Annotated in this window: 20 protein-coding genes; 7 read left to right on the forward strand and 13 right to left on the reverse strand. The window is 53.7% G+C overall.

What is annotated here, in order from left to right:
- Positions 1 to 10: 10 nt before the first annotated feature.
- The 3 genes from KNP82_RS00460 to KNP82_RS00470 all read left to right on the forward strand — a co-directional run bounded on the left by KNP82_RS00460 (position 11) and on the right by KNP82_RS00470 (position 3,287).
- A complete protein-coding gene (locus KNP82_RS00460) occupies positions 11 to 1,444 on the forward strand; it encodes an MBOAT family O-acyltransferase (RefSeq protein ID WP_214756250.1) in 1,434 nt (477 codons plus the stop codon).
- Between the two features lie 18 nt (positions 1,445 to 1,462).
- A complete protein-coding gene (locus KNP82_RS00465; protein WP_214826617.1) occupies positions 1,463 to 2,704 on the forward strand; it encodes a DHHW family protein in 1,242 nt (413 codons plus the stop codon).
- A gap of 79 nt (positions 2,705 to 2,783) precedes the next feature.
- Complete coding sequence (locus KNP82_RS00470) at positions 2,784 to 3,287, forward strand: YdcF family protein (RefSeq protein WP_214756252.1); 504 nt, start codon at positions 2,784 to 2,786, stop codon at positions 3,285 to 3,287.
- Between the two features lie 35 nt (positions 3,288 to 3,322).
- Here the strand turns inward: KNP82_RS00470 and chrA are convergent, their stop codons facing one another.
- Together chrA and KNP82_RS00480 are read right to left on the reverse strand one after the other, a co-directional pair.
- Positions 3,323 to 4,507 (reverse strand): chromate efflux transporter, encoded by a 1,185-nt coding sequence (chrA, locus tag KNP82_RS00475; protein WP_214756253.1) that lies wholly within the window; start codon positions 4,505 to 4,507, stop codon positions 3,323 to 3,325.
- 5 nt (positions 4,508 to 4,512) lie between these two features.
- Positions 4,513 to 4,821 carry a PadR family transcriptional regulator gene (locus KNP82_RS00480; RefSeq protein ID WP_021066441.1) on the reverse strand — a complete coding sequence of 103 codons (309 nt, stop codon included), beginning with the start codon at positions 4,819 to 4,821 and terminating at the stop codon, positions 4,513 to 4,515.
- A 202-nt stretch (positions 4,822 to 5,023) separates the two neighbouring features.
- Between KNP82_RS00480 and KNP82_RS00485 the strand changes: the two genes are divergently transcribed.
- A complete protein-coding gene (locus KNP82_RS00485) occupies positions 5,024 to 7,708 on the forward strand; it encodes an HD domain-containing phosphohydrolase (protein WP_353049047.1) in 2,685 nt (894 codons plus the stop codon).
- 42 nt (positions 7,709 to 7,750) lie between these two features.
- On the opposite strand, the gene KNP82_RS00490 is transcribed toward KNP82_RS00485, so the two are convergent.
- The 3 genes from KNP82_RS00490 to KNP82_RS00500 are packed head-to-tail and all read right to left on the reverse strand — an operon-like array spanning position 7,751 to position 10,915.
- Positions 7,751 to 8,851, reverse strand: a complete 1,101-nt coding sequence (locus tag KNP82_RS00490; protein WP_214826619.1) for an ABC transporter permease — start codon at positions 8,849 to 8,851, stop codon at positions 7,751 to 7,753.
- Positions 8,838 to 9,977 (reverse strand): ABC transporter permease, encoded by a 1,140-nt coding sequence (locus KNP82_RS00495; protein WP_021066444.1) that lies wholly within the window; start codon positions 9,975 to 9,977, stop codon positions 8,838 to 8,840. Before KNP82_RS00495 ends, KNP82_RS00490 begins: the two co-directional genes overlap by 14 nt.
- Positions 9,978 to 9,982: 5 nt before the next feature.
- Positions 9,983 to 10,915, reverse strand: a complete 933-nt coding sequence (locus tag KNP82_RS00500) for an ABC transporter ATP-binding protein (RefSeq protein ID WP_214799267.1) — start codon at positions 10,913 to 10,915, stop codon at positions 9,983 to 9,985.
- A gap of 146 nt (positions 10,916 to 11,061) precedes the next feature.
- Here KNP82_RS00500 and KNP82_RS00505 point away from each other — a divergent pair, with 146 nt between their 5' ends.
- Positions 11,062 to 11,460: a hypothetical protein gene (locus KNP82_RS00505; protein WP_214826621.1), complete on the forward strand. Its 399-nt coding sequence runs from the start codon at positions 11,062 to 11,064 to the stop codon at positions 11,458 to 11,460.
- A gap of 55 nt (positions 11,461 to 11,515) precedes the next feature.
- Positions 11,516 to 11,713 (forward strand): CsbD family protein, encoded by a 198-nt coding sequence (locus KNP82_RS00510; RefSeq protein WP_021066447.1) that lies wholly within the window; start codon positions 11,516 to 11,518, stop codon positions 11,711 to 11,713.
- A gap of 41 nt (positions 11,714 to 11,754) precedes the next feature.
- Here KNP82_RS00510 and KNP82_RS00515 read toward each other — a convergent pair whose 3' ends face one another.
- From KNP82_RS00515 to KNP82_RS00550, 8 genes are all read right to left on the reverse strand, one after another.
- Positions 11,755 to 12,675 carry a CAP domain-containing protein gene (locus tag KNP82_RS00515; protein ID WP_214826624.1) on the reverse strand — a complete coding sequence of 307 codons (921 nt, stop codon included), beginning with the start codon at positions 12,673 to 12,675 and terminating at the stop codon, positions 11,755 to 11,757.
- A gap of 115 nt (positions 12,676 to 12,790) precedes the next feature.
- Entirely contained in the window at positions 12,791 to 14,026 is a 1,236-nt protein-coding gene (locus KNP82_RS00520; protein ID WP_214826628.1) for a DUF1343 domain-containing protein, read from the reverse strand.
- Between the two features lie 161 nt (positions 14,027 to 14,187).
- Positions 14,188 to 15,822, reverse strand: coding sequence for a C39 family peptidase (locus KNP82_RS00525; RefSeq protein WP_214756261.1), 1,635 nt, complete (start codon positions 15,820 to 15,822; stop codon positions 14,188 to 14,190).
- A 113-nt stretch (positions 15,823 to 15,935) separates the two neighbouring features.
- Positions 15,936 to 16,694 carry an ABC transporter permease gene (locus tag KNP82_RS00530; RefSeq protein ID WP_214756263.1) on the reverse strand — a complete coding sequence of 253 codons (759 nt, stop codon included), beginning with the start codon at positions 16,692 to 16,694 and terminating at the stop codon, positions 15,936 to 15,938.
- Positions 16,694 to 17,542: an ABC transporter ATP-binding protein gene (locus KNP82_RS00535; RefSeq protein WP_021066452.1), complete on the reverse strand. Its 849-nt coding sequence runs from the start codon at positions 17,540 to 17,542 to the stop codon at positions 16,694 to 16,696. Before KNP82_RS00535 ends, KNP82_RS00530 begins: the two co-directional genes overlap by 1 nt.
- Positions 17,539 to 17,742 (reverse strand): PLD nuclease N-terminal domain-containing protein, encoded by a 204-nt coding sequence (locus KNP82_RS00540; RefSeq protein WP_021066453.1) that lies wholly within the window; start codon positions 17,740 to 17,742, stop codon positions 17,539 to 17,541. Before KNP82_RS00540 ends, KNP82_RS00535 begins: the two co-directional genes overlap by 4 nt.
- 106 nt (positions 17,743 to 17,848) lie before the next feature.
- Complete coding sequence (locus KNP82_RS00545; RefSeq protein ID WP_029594922.1) at positions 17,849 to 18,262, reverse strand: universal stress protein; 414 nt, start codon at positions 18,260 to 18,262, stop codon at positions 17,849 to 17,851.
- A gap of 109 nt (positions 18,263 to 18,371) precedes the next feature.
- Positions 18,372 to 19,853, reverse strand: coding sequence for a SulP family inorganic anion transporter (locus tag KNP82_RS00550; RefSeq protein WP_029594923.1), 1,482 nt, complete (start codon positions 19,851 to 19,853; stop codon positions 18,372 to 18,374).
- Between the two features lie 225 nt (positions 19,854 to 20,078).
- On the opposite strand from KNP82_RS00550, the gene KNP82_RS00555 reads away from it, so the two are divergent.
- Positions 20,079 to 20,396 (forward strand): ArsR/SmtB family transcription factor, encoded by a 318-nt coding sequence (locus tag KNP82_RS00555; protein ID WP_021066456.1) that lies wholly within the window; start codon positions 20,079 to 20,081, stop codon positions 20,394 to 20,396.
- The last annotated feature ends 4 nt before the right edge of the window (positions 20,397 to 20,400 follow it).

The raw sequence follows: 20,400 nt of genomic DNA on the forward strand, positions 1-20,400 counted from the left end.
ACTAACTGATATGCTATTTAGTTCAACCGTCTTTTTATTTTATTTCTTGCCGATTGTACTCGGCCTGTACTTTATCTCACCGCGTCCCATTAAAAACACGATTTTGCTCGTCGCGAGTCTGTTTTTCTACGCCTGGGGTGAACCGCGATTTGTATTGATTATGCTCGCGTCGATCGCGATGAACTATGTCTTCGGACTGCTCGTCGACCGCGACCGTCATCATGAAAAGAAAATCAAGCTATGGATGACACTCATGGTGCTCGGGAACCTCGGGATGCTTGGGGTGTTCAAATATGCGAGCTTCTTCGTCGAGAACGTCAACAGCGTGCTCGGTTTCTCGTTGAACGACCCGGAAATCCCGCTCCCGCTCGGTATCTCGTTCTTCACGTTCCAAGCGATGAGTTACGTCATCGACGTATATCGCAAAGATGGGCAAGTCCAACGCAACATCTTTGACTTGGCCTTGTACGTCTCGTTCTTCCCGCAATTGATTGCCGGACCGATCGTCCGCTATCAAACGGTCGCCGATGAGATTGTCGATCGTCGCGAGACGATTGATGACTTCGTGTCTGGGATTCAGCGCTTCGTCATCGGTCTCGGGAAGAAAATGATTTTAGCGAACAGCGCTGGCTACGTCGCCGATCAGATTTTCGGCATGCCGGCCGGAGAGATGTCGACGACACTCGCCTGGATCGGGATTATCGCCTATTCGCTCCAAATTTACTTCGATTTCTCAGGGTATTCAGATATGGCCATCGGGCTAGGGCGTATGTTCGGGTTCCACTTCTTAGAGAACTTTAACTACCCGTATATCTCTCGTTCTGTTTCGGAGTTTTGGCGCAGATGGCATATGTCACTCGGTAGCTGGTTCCGTGACTACGTCTATATCCCGCTCGGCGGAAATCGCCAAGGCGAATGGAAGACGTACCGTAACTTGGCTGTCGTCTGGTTCTTGACTGGGATTTGGCACGGGGCGAGCTGGACGTTTATCGCCTGGGGTGTATACTATGGGGTATTCATCATGCTCGAACGTGCATTCCTTGGGAAATGGTTGAAGGCGATGCCGTCTTGGCTGTCGCTGTCATTCACACTGTTCGTCGTCATCATCGGTTGGGTCTTCTTCCGAGCTGACGATTTCCCGTATGCGATTGCTTACTTGCAGACGATGTTCGGCCTTCACGGCGGACCGCTGTTCGATCAACAAGCGCTCTACTACTTGGTCCAATATGGGGTCGTGCTCTTGATCGCCATTATTGCGGCCACACCGATTCCACGTATCGTCGTCGGGAAGTTCTTGAGTCAAGAACTCGATGACACGAAAACGACGGCGACCCGCCGAATCGTCGGGCTCGTCCGGGTGAGCGGTGTGCTCGTGCTCTTCTTCTTGTCGATTTCGTATATCGTATCGAGCACGTTCAACCCGTTCATCTACTTCCGCTTCTAAAGAGAAAGGGGCAATATGATGCAGAAGCCATTAGATTCTAGAAAACCTAGCCCGCGGCCGATCGAGCAAAAGCCGAAAGGGCTCGAGCAATCCTGGTTCGCCGATTTTCTGTTGCTCGGTGTCTTTTTAGGAGTGATTTTCCTCGGACTGGCCACGTATTGGTTCGGTCAGGATCGGGAAGTATCGGTACTAGAAGGGCGTCAGCTCGCGCAACAGCCGGACGTCTCGGTCAGTGCCGTGCGGGATGGTTCTTATATGGAAGAGTTCGAAAGCTACTCGAGCGACCAAGTGTTTCAACGTGACCGTTGGATGGGTCTGCAGGCAGGCTTCCAAAAGAACGTCTTCCAACAAAAAATCAACAACGGGGTACTCGCCCTCGACAACGGGGTGCTCATCGGTCCTGATGAGCCTGTACGCGGGTTCGATAACATGAAGCGTCTGTTCCCTGAGTTCGGGGCAACGATGCAAGAACAGGATGTCCCGGTCTACTTCGCGTCCGCGCCGAGTAAGCCGGTCCATGCGGCGCAAAACGAGATGATTCCGGACTACGTTATCAGTGGCGACTTAGAGAGCCGAGGCAATCTCCATGACGCGGTCGAAGGGGCTGACTTTGAGCTCATCGACCTTGGGGAGACGCTCTTTGAGCAGCCGATGGAAGACATCTATTTCTATAACGATCACCACTGGAACGTGCAAGGCGCATTCCTCGGGTATCAGCAAATCATCGAGCGGCTCCAACAGGACTATGAGGACGTGCCAAAATTAGAGGCGTCCGATATGGAGACGTTCAAAATCGATCAGCCTTACTACGGCTCATACGCTCGTGAGATTTCACTCCCGTACGTCGAGAAGCTCGACTACTTGGAGTGGATGGAACCGAAAGACGGTTTCACGACCGAGGTATGCCGGAACGGGGATGATTGCGGTCATTCGGTCATCGCCCGTGAAGAAGCGGAAGAGACGAACCGATTCGCTGATTTCTATAAAGTGTTCATGAAAGACAACTACGCACAGTTGCGCATCGAGCAGAAAGATCCGGTCAACGACTTGCATGTGCTCGTCTTGAAGGATTCATATGCGAACCCGGTGCTCGGCTTCCTCGGAGAGTCATTCGGAACGGTCTCGGCGATTGACGTCCGCTACGCGGAAGGCAAAGTCGATATCACGGACTACGTCGAAGAGAACGATGTCGACCTCGTCTTGTTCATGCATAACGACCGTATCTCCGGGATGTCTGGGGATTATGAAGATAGCTTTTAACAAACTGCCAATCATCCATGTGATGATTGGCTTTTTTTGATGAGAAGTCGTTATACTAACAAGTAGGCAGGTGAGAGAGATGAAACGACGAACCGCCGACGGGACGTATCGGTACGTCCTCGTCCTCGGCGCCAAAGTGAATGGCATCCAACCATCGAGCGCCTTGCGCTATCGGATTGAGGCGGCCGCTGACTATGCAAAGCGGTATCCGCACGTCGAACTGATTGCTAGCGGAGGACAAGGACCTGATGAAGGGATGGCGGAAGCAGACGTCATTGCCCGGGAATTAATGGCCCGAGGGATTGACGAGACCCGCATCCATATCGAGGCGGAGTCGACGTCGACGGTGGAGAATTTTCAGTTGAGCCGCTCGATTTGGGACGGCGCGCCCGGGCTGACGATCGTTACGAACGACTTTCACGTCAGACGGGCCCGACTCGTCGGGCGGCTATATTTTGGACTCTCGACCGACGCGCTCTATGCGAAGACGCCGACGGCCACGAAACTGAAATACGTCGTCCGCGAACAGCTGGCGTACGTGAAACTGTTCATCAACTATATGCGCTGGAAATGGCGAGCATGACAAAAGGGACTTCATCGAGAAGTCCCTTTTTCGTGTTATAGCGTACCGATGATCATCCCACCGATGACTCCGACGATGACGAGCGCCCAAGGCGGCATCTTCCAATACGCGATCATGGCGAACAAGAAGGCGGCGAAGACGAAATCGACCGCACCGTTGACGGTACTTGTGAAAATCGGCTGATAGAACGCCGCAATCAAAATCCCGACGACGGCGGCGTTAACTCCGATGAGTGCGCCCGCGACTTTCGGGTTGCGACGGAGCGCATCCCAAAACGGCAAGGCACCGAGAATCAACAGGAACGCTGGCAAGAAGATGGCGACCGTCGCGAGCAGTCCGCCCGGCACACCATTGATGACCGTCCCGAGGTAAGACGCGAACGTGAAGAGCGGTCCCGGTACGGCTTGGGCGGCCCCGTAACCAGCAAGGAACGCCTCTTCGCTCAAGAAACCGGTCGGTACGAGCTCACGCTCGAGCAGCGGCAAGACGACGTGACCGCCACCGAAGACGAGTGCACCGGCCCGGTAAAAGCTGTCGAACAGGGCAATCGATTGACTTTCAATCGTCTCACGTAAAATCGGCAAGATGACGAGCAACGCACCGAATAGACCGAGCAGCGTCGCCCCGAGTCGTTTCGAGAGCGGGAACGACGCCGATTTGACGTCCAAGTTGTTCGGTTTGAATAGCAAGAATCCGGCCAGACCGGCGAGCAAGATGACGAGCACCTGGCTATAGGCGGTTTGCCATAACAACACGCCGGCGAGCGCGAAGAACGCGATTGTGCGAGTCTTCGCATCGGGCGTCAATTTGCCGGCCATGCCGAGAATGGCGTGGGCGACGATGGCGACGGCGACGACTTTCAAGCCGTAGAGCCAGCCGGCATCGGAGACGTCGAGTCCCGAGACGAGCAAGGCGAACAAGATGAGGGCGATGACGGACGGTGATGTGAAGCCGATGAACGACGTGATCCCGCCGAGAATCCCGCCTCGGACGATGCCGATCCCAATCCCGACCTGACTACTGGCCGGACCGGGCAAGAACTGACAGAGGGCGACGAGGTCGGCGTAGGCACGTTCGTCCATCCATTTGCGGCGACGGACGTACTCCTCATGGAAATAACCGAGGTGGGCGACCGGTCCGCCGAACGATGTCAGTCCGAGTCGGGTCGAGACGAATAAAATCTCTAGTAACGTCTTAAACGTTACACGTTGTTTAGACATGTGATTCACTCCTTAATCTCTTTAAATAGTTCATACGCTTTTTGACGGGCTTCCGCCAAGACGACGAGACCTTTTTCGGTCGTCGTATAGTTCTTCCGGATATGGCCTCCGACGAGCTCATTGGTCCGGACGAGCAGGCCATCCTGCTCCATCGTGTGTAAAATTGGGTAGAGCGTGCCGGCACTGATCGAGTAGCCGTGCTCTCGAAGTTCTTCGACCATCCACGCGCCATATACCGGATGTTCGGCAGCATGATGCAAGATGTGAATATGAATAAAGCCGAGGAACAGCTTGCGAAGGACGCGGTCTTCCACATACATCATCTCCTTGAAATCGATTTTCGATATCGGATGTCGAAATCAGTGTAACAACCTAAGCAAATTTATGCAACCGTCGAACGTGTACCTTTACAAAAACTTCATGTAACCGATTCACAAGAATCGATTCGGCAAATATAGGGAATTCATAAAAAATGAGGTAAACTGAATAATAGAAGTAAGCAGAGGAGGAACCGACGTGGCAGACCTAAACCAAACCAAATTCCAATCCTTGTTGCGCCATATGCCCCAAGGCTACGTCGAATTTAAAGTGCTCTACGATGAGGCGGGGGAGCCCGTCGATTACGAGTTCCACGAAGTGAACGAGGCGTTCGAGCGCATCATGAAGGCGAAGCGTGAACACTTTCTCGGGGGGCGCATCACCGACAAGTTGAAAGACTTTGAGTACAGCGAGCGGGAGTGGATCGTCCAAGTCGCACGGGCCGTGGATAGTGGGGAAGCGATCACGTTCGAACATTTCTCACGCCGCAACAAGGCTTGGTATGAGTTGTCCGTGTTCAGTGAACGTCCGGGCTATGTGTCGACGTTGTTCCATGACATCACACCGCACGTCCAAGAGAACAATGCGCTGAAACAACTCGTTAACGTGTCGCACCGGTTTGTCACGACTGGGCGTGAACTGTTGATGAACCAACATTTCCTCGATCAGATTCGAGGTTTTACTGGAGCAAAGGCCGTGACGCTCAACTTGATGGATGATGACGGGAAGACGTATTCGACTGTGGCGTTGTCGGGGATGGATGAACTACTTGAACGGAGCCTCGACGTTCTCGGTTTTCACCCGGTCGGACGTAAATGGCCGATCAGTGCGAAACGTAAAGAGCTGTTAAAGGCACCAAGTCCAATCGTATTCGATGACATCATGCCACTCATCGATGGCATGTTGCCAAAACGACTCATCAAGAATATTTTGCGCATCTTCGACCTCGGTCAAGTCATCCTCTTTAAAATCGAGAAAGACGGTGTATTTTATGGAGATTTGACGATTGTGATGGACAAAAATAGACAGGCGAACCGGCTCGGTCTCGTTGATTTGTATATCGTCCATATCCTCGAACAGATGAAGAAAGCGGATCAACAAATTGGTGAGACGAAAGAATCGATGTTCGAAGGGTTCGCCAATGTTGATTTGGAATGCATCATGTCGTTGAAAACACATGAAATTTTTCATTTGAACGTGGCCTGGGAGCGTGTGCTCGGTTTTCCGCTTGAAGAACTGGAAAATATGGACTTCACGAGTCTCGTCCATCCCGACGATGTCATGAAGACAGAGGAAGCGTTCGCCTCGCTTGAAGAAGGACAAGAAATCTATCGATTCATCAACCGTTACCGCACGATTGATGGGGACTATCGTTCGATTGAATGGCACTCAAAAGTGCAAGGCAATTATATATACGCCGTCGCCAAAGATGTGACGGAGCGAGTCCAGCTCGAAGAAGAGCTGGCCGAACGAGATCGCTTACTCACGAAGCTGTCAGATCAAGTGCCCGGTGCCATCTATCAATTCGAGCGCCTCCCAGACGGTAGTTTCAACTTCCCGTTCTTTAGCCGGGGGTTCGAAGTGTTGACCGGGATCACGCTCGAGGAGATGAAGGACGATCCGGGTCTCGTCTTCTCGAAGATTCATCCTGATGACTATCCGAACGTGATGGCGAGCATCGAGGCGTCGTATGAGAATTTGACGATTTGGGATGCGGAGTTCCGCGTCATCACACCGGACGGAGGGACGACGTGGATTTTAGGATCATCGCGTCCAGAAAAGCTCGATGAAGGTCATGTCCTCTGGCATGGCTATATCGGTGACGTGACCGAGAAGAAGAAGTATGAGATGGAAATCGAATACTTGAGTTATCACGATCAACTGACCGGAGTGAAAAATCGTCGATATTTCGATGAGGCACTGATCACATACGACGAACCATGCTATTATCCGCTCGCTTTGATTGTCGTTGATATTAACGGATTAAAGTTGACGAACGATGCGTTTGGTCATCTTGTCGGGGACCGTTTGTTGATTGAAGCGACGATGACGCTCAAGCGTGAGATTCGTGGCAAGGATACGGTCGCTCGAATCGGAGGTGATGAGTTCGTCATCATCATGCCGAACACGTCGCGCGACGAGGCAATTCTTCTATCAGAACGTTTGAGTCAGTTGTTTCACGATAAAGCGATTGAAGGCTTGCCGATCTCGGCATCGTTCGGGGAAGCGGTGAAAGTCGACGACTCGCTCTCCATTTCCGAAGTGTTCAACTTGGCCGAAAATCGAATGTACCACCATAAGGTTTCCGAGAAACAGAGCCGGCGACATTACTCGATTCAACTCATCATGCGGACGCTTTATGAGAAGATTCCGCGCGAGGAGGCCCATTCACAGCGCGTCGCCGAATTGTCACGACAACTGGGGCAAGCGATGAACTTCACGAGCGCCGAAGTGAACGAGCTCGTTACGGCCGCAACGCTTCACGATATCGGCAAGGTCGCGATTAGCAATGAGATTTTAGACAAGCCTGGGATGTTGACTGAGGCCGAATGGCGTGAAATTAAACGTCATCCCGAAGTGAGTTATAACATCTTGAGCACGGTGCCGGAGTATGGGCCACTATCCGAGATTGTACTCGCCCATCATGAGCGGTGGGACGGGAAAGGATATCCGAAAGGGATCAGCGGCGAGCAGATTCCGCTCGCGGCACGAATTATCTCGATTGCCGACACGTTCGACGTGATGGTGACGGGACGCCCGTACCGGAAAGCGAAGACGCTTGATGAGGCACTCGCGGTCATCGAAGAAGAAGCGGGCCAGCAGTTCGACCCTGAACTCGTCGAGGTGTTCTTCAAGAAAATCGTGCCGACGTTGCAGCGGTGATTGAAGCATTAGAAAAAGGAGAGCCATCGCGGCTCTCCTTTTTCATGTGAGCGGTCGCTTCTTCAACGCCCAGGCGATGACGAGGAAGATGACGAGCGCCATCCCGAGCAATATGAGGACCGAGTTGACCGGGAAACGGTCCTCATACATCTGGGCGACCCCGTAGTTGAACCAATACGTCGGCAAGAAGCGCCCGACGGCTTGGAGCGTCTCCGGAAGCCACGTCAGACTGATGAAGGCGCCTCCGGTGATGGCCGCTGCCATCGTCACGGACGTCTGCCAAATGTTCGCTTTCTCCCGATTCGTCGCGAGGATGGCGATGAGCGACCCGATGGCGAGACAGACGAACAAATAGACGATGAACAACAACGTCAGGACAGGCAGGTGAGCCAGAATATCTTGTCGATAGAGCACGGCACTGAAGGCGAGCAACATGAGCACGTAGAGCAACCCGACCGCACAGAACGATACGAACAACGAACCGATGTAACGCCGCGGTGTGACCGGGGCGGCGAACAGGCGGGAATAGATTTTCTCGTCCCGGTCGTCGGCGACGAACAACGGGATGAACTGGAGAAAGGCCGACATCATGACGAACGACAGTAGACCGAGGAACGCCTGCGTTCGCGCCGTCGTCGCCACGCTCTGTTGAAACGGCTCGCTCGAGAGCGTATAGCCGTTCTCCGTCTCAAGATCGGCCAGTTCGTTGAAACGCTCTTCGTCAAAATCACTTGCAATCAGTAACTGCCGTTCACGAGACAGGTGCGAGTTGAGCGCTTGCTCGATCAACGCGGCGTCACTTCCTTCGGTCGCGCTGAACGAGAGACGCGGCGTCTCGCCATTCAAGAGCGCCTCGGTGAATCCGTCCGGAATCGTCAGGACGACGTCTTGTCCTTGCAGTAACGCTTCATCGGTCTCGTTCGTCTCGAGCGGTGTCACCGAACCGAACCGTCCCGCTTCTTCAATCACACGCCCGGCGAGTGTCCCGCCATCCCGGTCGAGGATGCCGATGGAGGCGTTCAACGCCGACGTCGAGCTGAGGAACGATAGAATCAAGGCGAAACCGAACACGGAGACGAACGTGAACACCCATAGCCCTTTTTTCCGCAGCATGCGCTTGGCGACATGTCTAAATAGCACCACGACGGTTCACCCCTTTCCAAAGCAAGAGACTGAGGACGGCGAACACGAGGAGATGCAAGGAGAGCCAACCAAGGCTCTGCCAAAACACGGTCGTATCCCCACCGCGCAGAAGCACCTGGAGCATGCCTTCCCGCATAAAGATCGGCATGAAGACGTATTGGGCCCATGGTGCCACGCTCAGCGTCACTTGATCGAAACCAGGGACGTAACCGCCGGAAAGGATCATGATGATGGCGACGAATCCGTTGACGATCGCATCTTTTGTACCGCGCGAGAGACGGGGCAGACTCGATACGAGAAAACCGAACGCGGTACCGTATAAGGCGAGGGCGAGCCAAGCGATAAACAAGAGCCCGAACTCGACATAATCGAGTGAGAAGCTGCGATAAACGAAGTGGCTGAACCAAAACACGAGCACGAGTTGCAGGAAGATGAGTGTGTATCGGCTCAAGCTGCGAGCCAGGCGATATTCGATCCGTTTGACGGGAGCGGCTTGAATCCGGAGATAACTCCCGGTCATCGGCTTCTCCTCACTGAGCATGCCGGTAATGTAGAATGCACCGAACAGTGCCGTCATGATGGAAATCGTGACGGTGAAATATTCGAGTGATGTCGGGGTCCGACCCGACAAATCGACGCTCTCGCTGTCGATGAACGTCGTGGGCTCGAACGGGGCGGAAACACCTGCCTCAGCGAGCATAATCTGCTGATTGGCGACGTCCGTATATTGCCGGAGAATGGCCTCGATGACGTCAAATTCGATTGTCGACGGTTCCTCGTACAGCAGACGGACGTCGGGACCGTCCAAATGGAGGATGACGTCGGCGTCGCCATCGTTCACGCCGGTTTCCGCAGCGGCGATACTATCGTACGGTACGAGATTGATGAATGCTTTGATGTCGTCGTCGGCGAGGAACGTCTCGAGAGGCACCCGGTAATCATCCGTCGACTGTTCGACGTAGGCGACGTCCGTGACCGGGAGCGAGAAGTTGCTATTGAAGATGGCCGACAGCATCGTTCCGAGCCCGAAGATGAGAATGATCGGGAAGATGAGCATCCAAAACAAGGTCGAGCGGTCCCGCAGTTGCTGTTTGACATCATATTTGATGAACGTCCATAGTTTCATCGTCATCACTCCCTAAGTGTCTTACCGGTCAGGGCCAGGAAGACGGTATTCAAGGATGGACGATCGACCGTGATCGAGGTGAAGCGAACCCGCTCGTCATGAAGGACGTCGAGCAGCGGGGCGAGCGGGGTGTCCTTCTCGAGCGACACGTCGAGGAACGGTTCCTCGTAATCGACTTTCTTTACCCGCTCGAGCGATTCGAGTCGTTCCAAGAGGCCCGGAGTGAGGGCGTCGACTTTGATGCGGGCCGTCTCGAGCGTCATGACTTGATCTTTCAGCTCATCTTGCGTGCCCTCGGCGATAATCCGTCCCTCATCGACGATGGCGACACGGTCGCAGAGCATCTCGACTTCCTCCATATAGTGGGACGTATAGATGATCGTCGCCCCGCGTCGATTCAACTCACGGATGTTCTCGAGGATGGTGTTGCGTGACTGCGGGTCGATGGCGACGGTCGGTTCATCCATGAAGATGAGTTCTGGTTCATGCACGATGCCGCAGGCGATGTTGAGACGACGAAGGAGCCCCCCGGACAGTTCCGGCGGACGTTTCTTTTGGTGTGGCGTGAGTTCAACGAAGTCGAGGGCGGCCACGGTCTTTTGTTTGGCCTCGGCTGGTTTGAACCCATACAGCTCGGCAAAAAATTGAATGTTCTCGAACACCGTCAGCTGGTCGTACACGGAGACATGTTGCGGGACGATACCGACGCGCCGTTTAATCGTCTGCTCGTCTTTTGGCATCGAGTGGTCGAAAATACGGATGGTACCGCTGTCGGCAGGATATAAGTTCAGCATGACAGAAATGGCGGTCGTCTTTCCGGCCCCATTCGGTCCGAGCAAGCCGAACAGTTCACCGGCCTCGACGTGAAGTGAAAAGTCGTTCAAGGCAATTGTCTCACCGAACCGTTTCGTGACATGGTCGAGCGCGATGATAGACACGTGGACGCAACTCCTTTCAAATCAGGAACGTGAAAAAGCATACAATGTTTTGTTCCCCTTTGCAGGAAATTCCGAACCCAATGACGAATGAATTATAATAGTCGAATTATTCAGACAATTAATGGAAGTTGAAGTGAGGGATCGCGATGAAAGGGTGGCAGTTCAACAAAGAAGAGTCGAGCGAGAAGTTTCCAGATGAGATGGCGTGGGCGTTGTTTTGTACGGTCGAGCCGAAGCGGATGGATACGACACTCCCGTTTTATTATGACGAGTCGGTGTTCCGTTTCTCGAACGGGACGGAGTTATTTTATTTTAAAATCTCCCCGAGCTACCACGAGTTCGAGGTGAACGTCAAGGACGCGTCGGGGGAGTTGTTGTACTATCAGCTGCTGCGAACGGTCGGGAAAGTCGAGGTGCTCGAGGATCGCCGCGATCACGGCGAACTGTTGATCGTCATGAACGAGGACCGGAACCGCACGGTGACGACGATTGAGTTGACCGTCCGACCACGTTTCCGGGTTCTTGTCAAAGAGCATTACGTTTGAATTTTCCTCAGAGTGGTACATGAATTAGACATGATACCACGAGGAGGAGATTCACATGAAAGACGGACTAAACAAAAAAGTTGATGGTTTGATCGATAAAGCGGCAGGCAAAGCGAAAGAAGCGGTCGGCAAAGCGACGGACAATCAATCGCTCAAGCGTGAAGGCCAGAAAGATCAAGTGAAGGGTACGGCCAAAGAGAAGACCGGCCAAGCCCAACAAAACCTCGAAAGCCTGAAAGACGAACGCCGCTAATACAAAACGGGAAGTCGCGACAATAGCGACTTCCCGTTTTTTCATTTGGTCAAAAAGACTTGGACATGAATCGTCGAGCCTTGCGCGTTCTTGGCCTTGCCGACACCGAGGTGCGTGAAGTTCCCGTTCAAGATGTTGGCGCGGTGGCCGCTCGAGTTCATCCAGGCGTTCACCGCTGCGCCTGGGTCGTTCGACCCCATATAGATGTTCTCACCCCAACCACGATAGCTGACATCGTAGGCATCGAGCGTGTCCCCTGGGCTCCCGTTCTCACGGAGCTGATGCGAGAACTGTCCCGTCCGTGCCATCTCGTCGGCCCGAACTTGGGCGACACGGTTCGCCTCGCTCGACGCTGCGAGCGCCGACAAGCCTGCCGTCTGCCGCTCTTCGTTCGTCTCAGCCAAGACGCCGCTTGCCGGGGCTTTGAACGTGATGTGTTTCGCCAATATATAACCGGTCTTCGTGCCGACGTTCACTTTATACCAACGCGTCGTGCCTGTGTACCGGTACGAAATCGTCTCGAGCTTCATTCCTTGGCGCAAAAACACGACGTTCGACGAGGTCGTGAGCGGACGCGACTTCAAGTAGATGCTCGATGGGGCGACGTACGTCGTCTTCGTGAACGCGACTTCGGCTGTCGACAGCTTGATATACGTGGCCGGAACGTAACCGTACCCCGTGCCCCATTGGATTTTGTACCAGCGGGCCCCGTTCGTCGTAAATGACGTCCGGACCATTATCGTGCCGTCGCGAACAATTTTACCTACACTCGTCGCTGAGCTTGACGGTGTTTTTCGGACGTTGATTTGACTGATTCCCGTAACGGAACCTTTCGTGTTGACGGCCGTCTCACGATATGAGGCTTCGACCGTGATCGGATTGACGGTGAGCGGGGACGTCGGGGTAAATGTGAACGCGGTCGCCAAGGCGGCAGCGAGCAAGATTGAGGCAGATTTTTTCAAAATGGGAAGCTCCTTTTTCGATCATATAACCATATAATATATTGAATAGGGCGATAATGGGTATTAACATTTGATTACAAAAAAAGAGGCAGACTCAAGTGAGCCTGCCTGCTCCTTATTTATACAACAAATACTCTTTCCGAATCGGCAAGAACGCATCGCGCTCGGCATCGACTTTCGTCATGATCGCCTCAAGCGACTCGCCGGCGAGAATCATATCTTTCACGTAGGCGTTCCCAGTCAACTTCGTGATGAAGTCGTTTGAGAGGAACTCGAACTCGTCCGGATACAGGTCGTGTGCCGTCTTGACCATGGCAATGCCGGTCTTGACCGCTTCGAACTTCGTCGGCTCTGTGACGTACACTTCGACGCCGTGCGACAGTTTGCCCGCGTTCTTCGAGAACGTCGGCGTGAACGAGGCGGCGCGGAACGTGACGCCCGGAAGATCGAGCGCGTTCAACGTCTTAGCATAGTCATGCGCCTTCACGTAAGGGGCGCCAATCAATTGGAACGGCTTCGTTGTGCCGCGTCCTTCCGATAGGTTCGTCCCTTCGAACAGACCGGTCGCCGGATAGACGTTAACCGTGTCCGTCGTCGGCATGTTCGGTGACGGCATGACGAACGGGAGTCCCGTATCCTCGTACAGCATCGAGCGCTTCCAGCCCTTCATCTTGACGACTTCGAGGTCGGCTTGAATCTGATACTCCGAGTTGAACAAGCGTGCGAGCTCACCGACGGTCATGCCGTGCTTGAGCGGGATCGGATAGAGGCCGATGAAGCTCGAATAGGCCGGGTCGAGCACGGGACCTTCGACGCGGAGGCCGCCTTGTGGGTTTGGCCGGTCGAGGACGACGAACGGGATGTCATTCTCGGCTGCGGCTTCCATCGCATACGCCATCGTATAGATGTACGTATAAAAGCGTGTGCCGACGTCCTGAATGTCGAAGACGAGCACATCGACGTCTTTGAGCATCTCGGCCGTCGGTTTTTTCGTCGCCCCATACAGACTATAGACGGGGAGTCCCGTCACTTCGTCGATATATGAACTGATTGTCGATCCGGCTTGCGCATCACCGCGGACACCGTGTTCTGGTCCGTACAGTGCCGTCAATTCGAAATCATCTGAGTTATGGAACAAGTCGACGATGCTCGTCATGTTAGCATCGATTCCGGTCGGATTCGTAATCAGTCCGACTCGTTTACCGGCCAAGATTTCAGGATTGGCCATCAACCGGTCGACCCCGAGCTCGACTTTCGGTTTCTTCGGCTCTGACTTGGCATCGGCATCGAGCAACATGACAGATGACGTGACGAGCGTGAGGGCGGCGAGGCCGCCAATCCATTTCTTCATAACTATTCCTCCTTTATGAATGTAAGCGCTTTACTACTTATTGGAAAGTGTACCATTCTGTATTTTTAATTCAATATAAAGTGAGTAAAATAGGAAATTTTATTTCTGAATTTGATTCGTTGTACCTAAAAAGCCACCGGATTTTTCCGATGGCTGGACGATTATCGTACGGCAAGTGCTTTCCATCCCGTCGCGCCCATGACAGAGCTGACTTGGCTTTTCGGGATGACGAGGCGACCGCGGTACGGGTCGTTGATGTAGAAGTTATTCTTGTCATAGCCCGTCGCGAGCATGACATGATAATTGACGAAACCGGTGAATTTTTTGTTCGAAGCGGTGTACCAATTGAAGTGACCGTATGGCTGTTTGAAGTCGACGCTCGCCCAGACGATGACCGGGTTGCCGAGTGAGAGTTCGCGCTCAATTGAAGCTAATCCTTGGCCGGACAAGTCTTTCACAGGCCGGTATTTGCTCGAGAAGTTAATCATGCCTTTCGGATAAATCCCGTAGTTGCGATATTTGCTGAGCTTGCCTTTCGGGTCGCCTGTGAACATAACGTTCGGGTCGACCCAGCGGTAGAGCCGATTCTCATAGCGGGCGTTCCACATGCTTTTCGGCATCTCCCGGTACAGCGTCTCGGCGCTGACGACGCGTCCTTTTTTCTCGAGCGCCATCTTGAGCGAAAAGAACTCGCAGCCGGACGGGTAGCCCATCTGGAACTGACGATAGAGCGGCACGCTCATCTTATAGGTGGAGAGCGGGTTGCTATAGGCACCCCGGGTATCGAACGCGGCGTTGCCGATGCGTTTGTTCTTATACATGACGCCCGACGGATCGAAGAAATACCATTTGCCGTTGATGACTTGCCAATCTGTCTTCTTCGTCAAGGTCGGTGCAAAATATTCGTATTGCGTCGTATACTTCCAACCAGTCTCACGGACGCCGGTCGAGTGGAAGTAGTAATAGCGGGTCCCGACTTTGTGTTTTCCTTGCAAACGATAGCCGTAAACGGGATGGAACCCGTACACTTTGCCGTCAATCGTCTGCAGGCCGTAGCGACGTTTTCCGTCCGTCCCGAAATAGTAATAGCGAGAGGCGACTTTTTGGACGCCGGCCAACCGATAGCCGTACGTCTCATGGAAACCGTAAACGGTCGTCCCAATCTTTTTCAGCCCGTGCTGGCGTACACCGCTTGTACCGAAGTAGTAGTGGCGCGTGCCGATTTGTTGCCAGCCGGTCGCGACCTGTCCGTCTTTCAAGAGCAAGTATTTCTTACCGTTGATCGTGTACATGCCCGACCGGATCGTTCCGTTTTCGAATATGTAATGCTTCACGCCGTTGACGGTTTGCCAACCGCTCAACCGTTTCCCTTCAAGAGAGAACAAGTAGCGTTTCCCGTCCACGGTCAAAAAGCCGGTTGCCATGACGCCATTCGATTTGAAGTAATAGAGACCGTCCGTGAGTTGTTGCCAGCCTTTCAGCTGCTTCCCGTCGGCGGCGAACAAGTAGGTCGCCCCGTCAATCGAATAGCGCCCGGTGACGAGCACACCGTCCGTTTCAAAATAATATGTAGCGCCATCGATTGCTTGCCAACCGACGGCCATCGTCCCATCTGCCGCGAAATAGTACGTCTTGCCGTCAATCACTTGCCAGCCGGTCAGCACCGTGCCGTCTTCTGTCGTATAGACTGTTCCCGTCGCCGTCGTTTGAAACCCGGCCGCGGCATGGACGTGGTCGTTACTGAGGATGATGCTCATACTGATGGCCACCCCTGCCACTATATGACTCCACTTCATAGTCGTTCCTCCACAATCGATTTTCAAAATTGGAATTATTTTGTAAATTAAGTATACATGAGAAAAGCCGCCCTGACTCGGCGGCTAAAGGACTATTTTGAGAAGGTGTTACATCAGGACGAACGGCTTATGAACAACAACCGTTTCGAGGCGACGAAGAGCGTCACGCCAATCAACAAGACGCTGCTGACGATCGGCCAAACGAGTAAACTCTCGCCCATGAGCACTTCGGCCGATAACGAGCCGAGCCGCCACGGCATCCAGTCCCACTCGAGCCACCCGAGAAGGAGCGACATGATGAAGTGGAGGGCGAGCGTGATGACGAGGGCGACGAGGCCGCTCTCGAGCAACGCTGCGAACAAGAAGAAAATCGATAGCTGGACGACGAAATGGAGCATGAGCAGCCCGGTCGCGATTAAGAAATCGGTGACGTCGAACGAATCGAACAAAACGATTGTATAGTAGGCGGCGCTCAATTGGGCGAGGCCGATGGCGACGACGGCGAGTAGCGAATAATGTCCCCATTTGCTGAGGACAATGCGCGTGCCCGGAATCTTGAGCGACTTGAGCCAGGCGAGCGTGCCGAGCGACCGTTCGTGACTGAACGTATGCATGGCGGATAACAGCACGACGAGCAGGCCGATTTGTCGCAACTGTTCGCTCGCCGACATGAGCACTTCTTCTGGTGACGGGGTCGGAATTTCGATGACCGCCCCGTCCGGCAGGTTGCCGCCCGAGGCCAAGATGTCCGGGAGGAAATAAAGCGTGAGCGGTTGCATCGCCGCAAGCAACATCAAGGCAATCGGTACCCAAATCATCCGTTTATTGCGCCATGACTCTTTCCACTCTTGTTTGAAGATGGCCAGTTTCATCAGGCGTTCACCTCCAAAAAGAGTGACTCGAGCGATGGATGCCCGACATGGAGCGATTGGAGTCTTAGACCGCGCTCCAGCAGCAACTGCAGTAGCGCCCGTTCCGTCACGTCTTTCGCGTCGGTCTCCAGTTCCCATGTCGTCCCGGAGCGGGTGGCGTGGCTGACACCCGGGAGCGTTCGCCACTCATCCTCTGTCACGACGTCGTTGAACAGACGGACTTGAATCGAGGACTTCGAGCCGAGCAAATCGGTCACGGTCCCTTCCATGAGCAGGCGACCTTGTCGGAGCAGGAGTACCCAGTCGCTCGCTTCCTCGGCATCGGGGAGCACGTGCGTCGAATAGAGAATCATCCGCTCTCGTTTCAAGTCGCTTAAGAGGTCGAGTACTTCCCGGCGGCCGCGCGGGTCGAGCGCCGAGACGGGTTCATCGAGCAGTAACAGCTCCGGGTCATGCACGAGTGCCTGGGCGATGCCGAGCCGTTGCCGCATGCCGCCGGACAAGTGTGCCGCCGGTCGATCGACGGGCTCGAGTCCGACCCGTTTCAACAGATGGACCGGGTCGACATTCGTGACGCCGGTCAACTCGGCCGCATAGCGAATCGTCTCGACCGGTGTGAGCGATGGATAGAGCGCCGGTCGCTGTGGCAGATAGCCGATGCGGATGGCGTCATGCCCGACGATCTGTCCGGACGTCGGTGTCGTCACGCGGGCAATCATATTGAGCAGTGTCGTCTTGCCGGCCCCGTTCTCACCGAGGAGCGAGGTACAGCCGGGGCGGAGCGAGAAGCTGACGTCGTCGAGCGCGGTGAACGTGCCGAATCGTTTCGTCAGTTGGGTGACGTTCATCGCTTCGTCCGTCCCCATAGGAAGTAGACGATCGGCCCGAGGATGTTGATGAATAGGATGACGAGAAGCCATACCCATTTCGGTCCATTCGTTTCTTGCCGTTTGAGCAAATCAATCAAGGCGACGACGAGCAAGATGAGTTGCAACACGAGCAATGGCAAGAGGATGAGCAATAAATTTGAGTCATTGGTAATGTCCAATTAGGTTCCTCCTTCATAAATGAGTTCACTATTCCATTCCACATATAGGACCTATTTCCTGTATGGAACAGAAAAAAGCCCTTTCTCCGTAAAGAAAGGGTGGCAATCATTTGACGATGATGACCGGGGCGAGGGCGCGTTTGGCGAGCTTATGGCTGACGCTGCCGAGCACGAACTCTTGAAACGTGTTCAGTCCGCGTGAACCGACGACGACGTACTCGTACGGTTGATGGTTCGCGTATTTGACGAGCTCGACGTCCGGCTCCCCGCGAAGTTCAATATATTCATATTCAAGCCCGGCTGCAACGATTTGATCGAAGAGCGGTTGCAACATCAATTTGCGTTTCGCTTCGAGATCGATTTTCCCGGTCGAGTTGAGTGCGGCTTCTTTCGATTCTTTGGCGCTGACGACATGGACGATGTCGATGGATGCGTCTGATGCCTTGGCGAGCTGAATCGCTTTCTCAAGTGCCCGCTTCGAGTGGGCAGATCCGTCTGCCGCTAAAAATACCTTTCCCATTGAAACGTCCTCCTCTTTCACACAATCTACTTTTAGTATATGCGATTTACTAGAGCCATGGATATAAAATAGGGAGCGAACGTGAATGTTCACTCCCGAAGAAATTGAATCAATGGCCGACGCTTGTTTCTTGTTGCTTCAAGTGCAGCGCGAGCGTATTGAGCAGTTTCTCTGAATCTTTGTTCAAGTTCAACAGTTCCGGCTCGATCCCGACTTCACGGTACTTGAAGACAACTTTATCGATGGCACCGATGGCCGAATCGTCCCATAGATGCGTGTTCGAGAAGTCGATTGTGACATGTTTGATCCCGGCTTCGGCGTCTTCGGTCACATCGAACTGATTGACGAACTCGGACGTCGAAGCGAAGAAGAGCTGACCGTTCACGACGTAGCGGGCACGGTCGGCGTCTACACTGCGGTCAAGTTCGACTTTCGAGATTTTTGCGGCGAACAGGATGGCTGCCGTCAAGATCCCGGCGAACACACCGAGTGACAAGTCGTGCGTGACGACCGTGACGAGCACCGTCACGAGCATGACGACCGTATCCGATTTTTGAGCGGTGCGCATCGCTTTGAGCGAGCCCCAGTCAAACGTCGCATACGAGACAAAGAACATGACACCGACAAGGGCGCCGACCGGGATGAGCATCAACACGTCACTCATCGTCATGATCATGATGAATAACGCGAGTCCGGCGACAAACGTCGACAGACGGCCGCGAGCACCGGACGAGACGTTGATGACCGATTGACCGATCATCGCACACCCTGGCATCCCACCGAAGAGACCGGCGATGATGTTGGCGATACCTTGTCCTTTTGATTCTCGGTTCTTGTTCGAATCCGTGCCCGTCATGTCATCGACGATTTGTGCCGTCAACAGCGACTCGATCAATCCGACGAAGGCGAGGGAGATCGAGTAGGGGAGGATGATCATCAACGTCTCAAACGTCAACGGGACGTTCGGGAATAAAAATTCCGGGAGCGTTGCTGAAATCGTACCCATGTCGCTAATGTTTTTCGTCTCGAGCCCGAGCGTGACCGCCAGAATCGTCATGACGACGATGGCGACGAGCGGTGCCGGGATGACTTTGTTGATGCGTGGGAACAAGAAGATGATGGCGAGCGATCCAATGACGAGCGCCCAGATAATCCAGCTTTCACCTTCAAAGTTCGTCAACTGTGCCTGGAAAATCAAAATCGCGAGCGCGTTGACGAAGCCGACCATGACGGCGCGCGGGATGAACTTCATCAAGCGGGCGATGCCGAAATAGCCGAGCGCGATTTGAATGATTCCTGCGAGAATCCCGGCAGCGAGTAAATACTGCAACCCGTAGTCGGCGACGAGCGAGACGATGACGAGCGCCATCGCCCCGGTCGCAGCCGAAATCATGGCCGGACGACCGCCGGCAATCGAGATGACCATCGCGATGATGAATGACGCGTATAACCCTACCATCGGATCGACGCCAGCGATGAGCGAGAACGCAATCGCCTCAGGGATGAGGGCGAGTGCGACGACGAAGCCGGCTAGGACGTCGGCCCGGACGTTGCCGAGCCAATCTTGTTTAATCGTATTCAATTTTTCCAAAAGAACACACCTCTCTATATATTTTTTGACTTTGATCTCCGAGTCTCACGAAGATCAAACGCCGCATTATATGAGAGAAGTCGTTCGACCGACACATGTTTTCACAACGTGTTCCATCATACCGAACTTTTTATGAGAAGACAATTGCTCCGCATGAGAAACTATGGTATTTTCATAACGTAAAGGTTATATAACGGATTTGTTATACAGAGAAGGAGAATGACGATGCATACGGTAGATGATTTAAGTAAAGTGCTCAAAGTACTCGCCGACCCGACCCGTTTGACGATGCTCAAACAAATGCAAGGCGGAGAGCAATGTGCCTGCAGTTTTGTTGATTGTTTTGACATCTCGCAGCCGGCCATCAGCCGCCACTTGAAGATGATGCGGCAAGCAGGGCTCCTGTTAGAGCGCCGCGACAAGCAATGGATTCACTATCGATTGAACGAGACGAGCCCATTCTACTCAATCGTCATCGATTTGCTCGACAAAATCGAGACGGTCGAGGCGAATTGTGACTGCGAAACGGACTGTGCGATTTAAGGAG

The organism is Exiguobacterium sp. s26 (genome assembly GCF_018618235.1).
Lineage (GTDB): Bacteria > Bacillota > Bacilli > Exiguobacteriales > Exiguobacteriaceae > Exiguobacterium > Exiguobacterium chiriqhucha.